Source organism: Candidatus Neomarinimicrobiota bacterium, from assembly GCA_022567655.1.
Classification (GTDB): Bacteria; Fidelibacterota; SORT01; order SORT01; family SORT01; genus JADFGO01.
On record JADFGO010000090.1, the window covers coordinates 1 to 8,102 of the forward strand.

Annotated in this window: 10 protein-coding genes; 8 read left to right on the forward strand and 2 right to left on the reverse strand. The window is 47.1% G+C overall.

Annotated features, from left to right (window positions below; genetic code table 11):
* The 8 genes from IID12_08635 to IID12_08670 all read left to right on the forward strand — a co-directional run.
* The coding region (locus IID12_08635) for an MmgE/PrpD family protein (protein ID MCH8289155.1) at nucleotides 1-843 on the forward strand (843 nt) is incomplete at its 5' end.
* A gap of 15 nt (nucleotides 844-858) precedes the next feature.
* Complete coding sequence (trxB, locus tag IID12_08640) at nucleotides 859-1,803, forward strand: thioredoxin-disulfide reductase (GenBank protein ID MCH8289156.1); 945 nt, start codon at nucleotides 859-861, stop codon at nucleotides 1,801-1,803.
* Nucleotides 1,784-2,269 (forward strand): DUF2231 domain-containing protein, encoded by a 486-nt coding sequence (locus tag IID12_08645; GenBank protein MCH8289157.1) that lies wholly within the window; start codon nucleotides 1,784-1,786, stop codon nucleotides 2,267-2,269. The genes trxB and IID12_08645 overlap by 20 nt, the downstream gene beginning before the upstream one ends.
* Before the next feature lie 184 nt (nucleotides 2,270-2,453).
* Nucleotides 2,454-3,521, forward strand: coding sequence for a DUF3179 domain-containing protein (locus IID12_08650; protein ID MCH8289158.1), 1,068 nt, complete (start codon nucleotides 2,454-2,456; stop codon nucleotides 3,519-3,521).
* Nucleotides 3,475-4,449: a hypothetical protein gene (locus IID12_08655; protein ID MCH8289159.1), complete on the forward strand. Its 975-nt coding sequence runs from the start codon at nucleotides 3,475-3,477 to the stop codon at nucleotides 4,447-4,449. The genes IID12_08650 and IID12_08655 overlap by 47 nt, the downstream gene beginning before the upstream one ends.
* Nucleotides 4,450-4,553: 104 nt before the next feature.
* Nucleotides 4,554-5,360, forward strand: coding sequence for an SDR family oxidoreductase (locus IID12_08660; GenBank protein ID MCH8289160.1), 807 nt, complete (start codon nucleotides 4,554-4,556; stop codon nucleotides 5,358-5,360).
* Between the two features lie 26 nt (nucleotides 5,361-5,386).
* On the forward strand, nucleotides 5,387-5,884 hold the full coding sequence (locus tag IID12_08665; protein MCH8289161.1) for a GNAT family N-acetyltransferase: 498 nt from the start codon (nucleotides 5,387-5,389) through the stop codon (nucleotides 5,882-5,884).
* 109 nt (nucleotides 5,885-5,993) lie between these two features.
* Entirely contained in the window at nucleotides 5,994-7,289 is a 1,296-nt protein-coding gene (locus IID12_08670) for a family 10 glycosylhydrolase (GenBank protein MCH8289162.1), read from the forward strand.
* Nucleotides 7,290-7,377: 88 nt separating this feature from the next.
* On the opposite strand, the gene IID12_08675 is transcribed toward IID12_08670, so the two are convergent.
* Nucleotides 7,378-7,884, reverse strand: coding sequence for an SgcJ/EcaC family oxidoreductase (locus tag IID12_08675; protein ID MCH8289163.1), 507 nt, complete (start codon nucleotides 7,882-7,884; stop codon nucleotides 7,378-7,380).
* Between the two features lie 66 nt (nucleotides 7,885-7,950).
* The coding region (locus IID12_08680) for a hypothetical protein (GenBank protein ID MCH8289164.1) at nucleotides 7,951-8,102 on the reverse strand (152 nt) is incomplete at its 5' end.

The following is an 8,102-nucleotide window of genomic DNA, read 5'->3' on the forward strand; positions in this document are numbered from 1 at the left end:
AACGCAATCGGAATATCCGGCGGACATAATTTTACTACCGGCGCGGCAGCTGCGGGTCAGCTGTCAATGATGAAAAACACCGTCGATCCGATGGCTGTCCAGAGCGGAGTAATTGCAGCGCTCATGGCGGAAAAGGGTTATACAGGCACACGTGCGATATTCGAAGGTAAGGAGGGATTGAACGAGATAATGGGACCGGAATGGGATGAGGATGCTCTTCTCGGCGGTCTCGGTGATTCGTTCAAAATCCTCGAATGCTCAATGAAAGCGTTTCCGACCGAAGCGCTGACGCATTCCCATATAACCTGTGCATTGAAAATAGTGAGAGATCATGACGTTCAGCCCGATGATATCAAAGAGATTAAGGTAACTACGATAGCCAGGGCGGTGGATATTCTTTTTGACCCTGAGAAATATAATCCGAAGAATCGTGAAACAGCCGACCACAGCCTTCCGTATACAATCGCGGCGGCGGTGGTGGACCGGAAGATCACCACCGACCAGTTTAGTGTTGAAAGGATAAACGATCCTCAAATACAGGCAGTGTTGCCGAAGATAATTGGAGAAGCAAGTGAGGAGTTCGAAAGGATGTTCCCGGAGAAGCAGCCTTCAAAAGTCGTAATTACCCTTACAGACGGTTCCACTTTTAAAGCTGAAGTTGAGTATCCGAAAGGAGATCCGCGGGAGCCGATGACACAGGAGGAGCTGGATATGAAGTTTGAATCTCTCACGAGTTCTCTAATGGATAACGATAAGAGAGAGAAAATAAAAGCTACTATTTGGAACCTCGAATCGTTAAATAATATGGGCGATTTAATGAAAGAATTAATTGTGCAGGAGTGATCGAAAGAGAATTTTATGAATGTGAACAGCGAAAATGAGAGAAACGTAATTATAATAGGGTCAGGACCTGCCGGTCTGACAGCAGCGCTATACGCCGCGCGGGCGAACCTTAAGCCTCTTGTGCTTGAGGGAATTCAACCGGGAGGTCAGCTTACCATTACAACGGATGTGGAGAATTTTCCCGGATTTCCCGATGGGATACTCGGACCGGAGCTGATGGATAAAATGAGACAGCAGGCAAGCAGGTTCGGTGCCGAATGTAAGTATGAGACTGTGACCGAAGTCGATTTCTCCGCAAGACCGTTCACCGTAAAAACCGAGAGCGGAACTTACTCAGGGGGCACGGTAATAATAAGTACAGGGGCTTCAGCCTTATTCCTCGACATACCCGGGGAAAAGGAATATATGGGGCGCGGTGTGTCGGCATGTGCGACCTGTGACGGATTCTTCTTTGCCGATCAGGAATTGGTGGTTGTGGGCGGCGGAGATACGGCGATGGAAGAGGCGACTTTCCTTACAAAATTTGCGAAAAAGGTTCATGTAGTTCACCGGCGCGATGAGCTTCGGGCATCAAAAACGATGCAGGACAGGGCTATGAAAAACGATAAAATTGAGTTCATATGGGACAGCGCTGTCGATGAAATCGTCGGTGATGACAATGGTGTCACCGGAGTTAAACTGCGGAATGTCAAGTCGGGCAAACAAACTGACTTTCCTGTGCAGGGTGTATTCGTAGCCATCGGTCACATCCCGAATACCGGCATTTTTAAGGGGCAGGTCGATATGAACGATGTCGGTTACGTCAAGGTGAACAACGGTTCTACTCAAACGAACGTAGAGGGCGTATTCGCCGCGGGGGATGTTGCCGATCACGTTTACAGACAGGCGATAACCGCAGCCGGAACCGGGTGTATGGCTGCTATGGACGCCGAACGCTGGCTTGAATCGCAAAAGCACTGATTTGACCGATATCCCGCTTCACCCACAGATTGTCCACTTTCCGATAGTCCTTATTACGATCAGTTTTTTTTTCGACCTCGTAGGCACTGTGCGGGATTCGAAACACTGGACTGACTTCGGCGCTGTTTTGCTGCTGTTGGCGGTTGTTTTTGCTTTAGCGGCATTACTCAGCGGTCAGTCAGCTGAAGACCTGATCAAACCAATGTCGGAAGATCTCCATGATGCTGTCGAGGAACATGAAGACCTCGCAACCTTCACATTTTTCTATATACTTCTCTTAGGGATTGCGCGAGCCTGGATGCAGATTAAAAACAAATTAAATTCGTGGCTGCGTTGGGGATATGTGGTATTGGCGGGAATCAGCTTTTTTCTGATATTGCGTGTAGGTTATTTAGGTGGAAGATTGGTTTACATACACGGGGCAGGAGTTCAACAGGAAGCTCCTATGCCTATAGAAAACGAGTAATTTCAAGAAAAAATCCTGTTGTAATCTGAGTTACATGTTGTTCCTACTTTTATCAATAACATTCCATTGATTATGAAATGCGTTGAGAGAATCAAATGATTAAGATGAACGGAGCGATTTCAATAGTTGCGGTAATCAGGGAGAACCCTGATTCGCAGCCGGTGCACGGAAGAAGGGAATTGAATTGTATAAGTTTGTAATTACCTTAACGTCAGCGTTCTTTCTATGGGGCTGTACGAATAGTACCGATCCCAACCTGGAAGGATGGAACGAGCTTCCGGACGCTGTCGTGTCAGGTGGAGTGCCGAAAGACGGAATTCCCGCCATCACGAATCCGCAATGGGATCCGGCAGCGGAGGGGGACTGGCTGGCTGATACAGCTTTAGTAGCGGGTATAGTAATTAACAACCAGGCATATGCATACCCTCATAAGATTATGGATCAGCACGAAATCGTAAATGAACCTGAAAAGCTGCTGCCGTATACCTTATCGTTTTGTCCGTTGACAGGTTCAAGCGTAGCGTTTGAAGCTAATATATCGGGTTCCGTAAAAACATTCGGAGTATCGGGATTACTGCTCCAGAATAACTTGATCATGTTTGACAGGCAGACGGACAGCAATTGGCCGCAGCTTCGTCTTCAGGCTGACAGAGGGGATCTGATAGATACAAAGTTAAAACTGATAGATCATACAGAAATCGAGTGGGGTTCATGGAAAAATCTATATCCCGGCACTTTGATCTTGTCCAGGAACTCAGGAGGCAGAAGCCCCGGCAGCTATGACCAGCTATTTTATGAGGGTTACCGGAGGCCGAATTCGAGTCCGTTGTTTCAAATGAGCTATTCCGATTCCCGTCTATTGCCGAAGATAAGAGTGTTGGGTGTTTACGCAGGAAGCGGGACCAAAGCCTATCCGATGTCAGTCTTCGGAGCCGGCAGAAAAATTTTTAACGACAGCGTGGACAATGTACCCATTGCCGTTTTTGGAGATAAACCTTCGAGAATGATGAGAGCATTCATTTCATCGGTAAACGGTCAAAATCTGACGTTCAAGTTTAAAGCCGGTACAGACAGCGGTAACCTGAGAAACGTTAATTTCATAGATGATCAAACCGGAAGCACATGGAATCTGAGCGGGGAAGCGATTGACGGTACGCTCAAGGGAGAGAGACTTGAGAGACCTGATTCATTTGTAGTTTATTGGTTTGCGTGGAGCGCCTTCAATCGGAATACTGAGTTATGGGGAGGGTAACGGGATAGTTAAACAGGTTCAAATCGGTTTATTACTCTTTGCCGCCTTTGGTGTAGTTGGTCAGGCTGACGCTCAGCTCTGCTGCACAACAGGATCAGCATCCGCAAGCTCGTTTGAGATCGGCGTTACTCCGGAAAAGACGCTCAGGATAAGTTTCGGACATGAATATAACAGTCTTGAAGGTACGTTTGTCGGCAGTAAAAGAACGGATAGCAACGTTGTGGGTCGCGGATCTGTTCAGGCATATACAGTTCAGGCTCATTACGGAATAACGAAAAGATTGGGGATTACGCTGTCAGCTCCCTACGTGAAGACCAGACGGAGTTTTATCAGCGGAAAAACCTTTGGCGCGGACGGCATGGGAGATATGAGTTTCGTGTTGAAATACAGCCTCAAACCGCTGAATATAGCCTCGAGCAGGGAGATAGCTGTCGGTTCCGGATTCAAACTCCCGAGCGGTTCGATCGATCTCGTGAATGACGGCACGGATTTGAATTTTAATCTTCAACCGGGGACCGGCGCATGGGATTTTCTTTTATGGGGTTATTACTACAAAACTCACTTACCGTCCGGGTGGAGCGGTTCAGTCTCGAGTCTGATACGATTACCGGGAACGAACGCCGACGGCTTGAAATACGGCAGGGAGATTTTTTACTCAATCGTTATTAGCCGCCGGCTGAACACAATATCGCAACTCTCTTTTAGATTCAAAGGGCGAAGCTCCGCAAGCGTGACCATTGACGGTTATGAGAACCCTAATACGGGCGGAACGATCACATTTGTTGCCCCGAGCGTCCTCTGGAACCCGGTTCGGGTCTTCTCTGTTGAGACGGGGGTGGATATACCGTTTCTCTATTCCGTCTCGGGTACACAGCAAGCACTTGAATTCCGCTCGTTCGTCGATGCCAGCTTTTACTTCGATTTATAACAAAGATTCCTGAACGCCATTCTCCTTTTGTCTTGCATAATTCTTGGAGTGTAATTTATCTTCCTGCCTTGAGATAAAAATTTTAATTCAGTTAAGGAGAAATTATGCCCTCTAAAACAAAGGGAAACGAAAAATGGGCGGTTATTTTAGGAGCTTCGAGCGGTTTTGGGGGCGCTACTTCGGTTGAACTCGCTAAAGCGGGATTTAACATTTGCGGGATCCACTTCGACCGCCGTTCCTCTATGCCGGCAGTGAATCGAGTTAAGAGCAATATAAGGTCAAAAGGTGTGAAGGCGCTGTTTTTCAACATAAACGCGGCTGACGAGGGCAAAAGGGATGAAGCGCTGAAGATTCTTAAAAAAGAGACAAAAGGCGTTAGAAATCCTGTCAAGTTGCTGATGCATTCACTCGCGTTCGGGAGCCTTCTGCCGTTCGTTGCGGATACAAAAAAGGACGCGATAACGAAAAAACAGGTAGAGCTCACACTTGACGTCATGGCAAACAGTCTCATCTATTGGACTCAGGATCTGATCTATAGGAAACTAATCGGAGCAGGGGGTCAAATTATTTCCATGACAAGCGCGGGCGGGCACGTTGTTTGGCCCAACTATGGTGCAGTTTCCGCTGCAAAGGCTTCTCTTGAATCTCATACGCGGCAGCTCGCATTTGAATTAGCGAAAAAGAAGATTGCCGTAAATTGTATCCAGGCGGGCGTAACAGTCACTCCATCCCTGCGAAAGATACCCGCAAACGATAAGATGATCGAGAGAGCGCTGAATGCTAATCCTTCCGGCAGGTTGACAAAACCGCAGGATGTCGCAAAGATTATTACTATGCTGACTCTCATGGAATCTAATTGGGTCACGGGAAACATTATCCGTGCCGACGGGGGAGAGGATATAACGGGTTAGCCGGCTTCGGTGGAAAGAGCTTGGAAATGATAAGAAGGGCGAATTCAGGAGATATCGACGCTTTATTAGCCCTCTGGCACGAAATGATGGAGACCCACAAAGGAATGCATCCGGATTTTCGCGTCTCCGAGAACGCTGATGTCGTTGTAGCATCCAATTTTACCGGTCTCTTCGATGACCCTTCATCAACGATTTTCGTGGCTGAAGAAGAAGAGAAAGTAGTGGGAATGCTGATTGCCCAGGTAAGGGTCGGCTTATCATATACGGCAACGATAAAATCAGGGTATATAAGAGACGTATCAGTTACCGGGGAGTACAGAAGGTCCGGCATCGGTATGAAGCTTGTGGAAGCGGGAATAGAGTTCCTTGAGTCGTATGATGTGGAATATATTGATCTCATAACCGGCTCGGTAAATGACGCCTCAAATGATTTCTGGGCTAAAATGGGTTTTGACGAGACCCTGAAAGTCAGAACACGTTATATAAGTCAAGATCTGATTAAAAATAAACCGAATAACTCCTGATCAGTCGCGAACAGAGGTTCAGGGTTGAATAAATCCGCAAAAAGTGCTGGTTTATTTAAACGGTGGGGATTATAATTACCCAACTAAATTTTAGTTTTACAATACTTAATTGAAATTAAACATAGCCTACTCTAAACAGATAGCAGCCTTTATGCTGCTGTTGTCTTCGTTCAGCGCAAGTTCATTCGTGTGCAGGGAGGAGTTGCGCACCGGTTCCGTTTATGAGACCCGCGGAGTGTGGGTGACTCGTTGGGATTATACAACAAGAACCGGATCAATGGAACCCGACGACCATAAAAAAGAGATAAAAAGACTTTTCAGGGTAGCGAAAGAATCAAATCTAAATACGGTTTTTTTCCAGGTCAGAGGAAGTTTCGATGCTTATTATCAATCTGAATATGAACCATGGGCATTAGATCTATCGGGCGTACTCGGAGTTGATCCGGGCTGGGATCCGCTTGCATTCGCGATAATGGAGGCTGAGTCGCTCGGGTTGAAGCTGCACGCATGGGTCAATACATTTACGCTCTGGAAGGGTGTCGATCCTCCCGGTGCAAGCACCCCGAAACACGCATACCTCGAGCATCCGGAGTGGATAGTGGCAGACATCAGCGGAAGCCCAATGAAATTGAGCAATCATTACGTCTATGCCAGTCCCGGAAATATTGAAGTGAGAGAGCATATATTGAAGGTGGTCATCGACATAGCCGAAAAGTACGACGTTGATGGAATTCACTTCGATTATATCCGGTATCCCGAAGGCGCAATGCAACTTGGCTATTCCCATGATTCGACGAGCTTATCGGAATTTAAGCGGCGGAATGCAAATCAGGATGCCCTCAACTGGGATGACTGGCAAAGAGACAATATCCACCAACTCGTTCGAGCCATCAGGGATAGTGTGAAATACGTGAATGAAAATATAGCGCTTTCTGCCGCAGTATTAGGTAAATACAGGCTTCCCGGATGGAGCGGTTACGATGTAGCTTTCCAGGACGCCGTACCCTGGATAGAGGAGGGATGGCTTGATTTCATTGTTCCGATGATCTATACAAGGCGTGATCACTATACATCATCGTTTACCGAGATAGTTCAGAACTGGAACAAAAGAACCCGTAAGCCGAATTCGATTCTTGCGGGAATAGCAGTGTACATGGCGGAAGGAGAAAAGGGATGGGGCTGGAAGGAAATAGCGTATCAAATTGCCGATGTGAGGGGGACGAACATCGGTGGAATGGTATTCTTTAACGCCACGGCGTTAAAATCGAACTGGGAAGAAGTACATTCTGAATTTTTTCAAAACCCCGCTCTACCGCAACCCCTGCTGAGGCAGGAAACCGTTACAGATCTGGCTGCTCAAACGATTGAAACCGAACCGAAAGCGGCACAAAAAGCGGGTTACTAAACTACCTTACGAAACTTTAGAAATTAGGTTCTTAGAGTTTCTTCCGCTTAAGTAATCGGCTGTAAACAGCCCCTGTTCTTCTCTGCAGTTATTCTTCTTCTTCAGCGGCAGGGATCGGAAGCGGTAGGCTGGTGTTCCAGGTGGCCGTACTCATTTTCCAGGTACCGTTTTCACGCTTCCATATCTCCACGTATTTGCCGTTATCGCTGATAGCCTCACCCTCTTCAGGCTGTATGGTGAGCGTATACTTGCCGACCACGTGCGCCATATCACCATTCACATGAAGGTCTATCACTGTGAGTTGTAAATCACTTCCACCTACGTCGTAGAAACCCTGGAAAAATTCTTGTATACTCTCCCTACCGACAATAATTGCACTGTTCGGCGGAAGAACTTTTGCCTCTACTGTGTAATGTGTAGCAAAAGCGGCAAGATCGCCGGAGTCGAAGTTATCTTCCCATTGCTTGCTGGCAGCTCTTATGGCTTGACTGTCCTCAGCAGTAGTATCTGGAGGTGGCGCTGTCGTACAACTTACCAGAAAGGGCACGGCAAGCATCAGAACGAGTAAATATTGGATTGGGCGGTTATGTATCATAGTTTCACTCCCGGTAGTTTGGATTCATTTAATACGTAATAAAGAATAACTCATTATTCTCTGCAGTTATTCTTCTTCTTCAGCGGCAGGTAGCGCTTCAGGGGCAGGAAGCGGTACACTGCTGTTAAAGATGTTCACATCTATCTTCCAGGTACCGTTTTCACGCTTCCATAAGTCCACGAATTTGCCATTATCGCTGATAGCCTCACCCTCCTCGG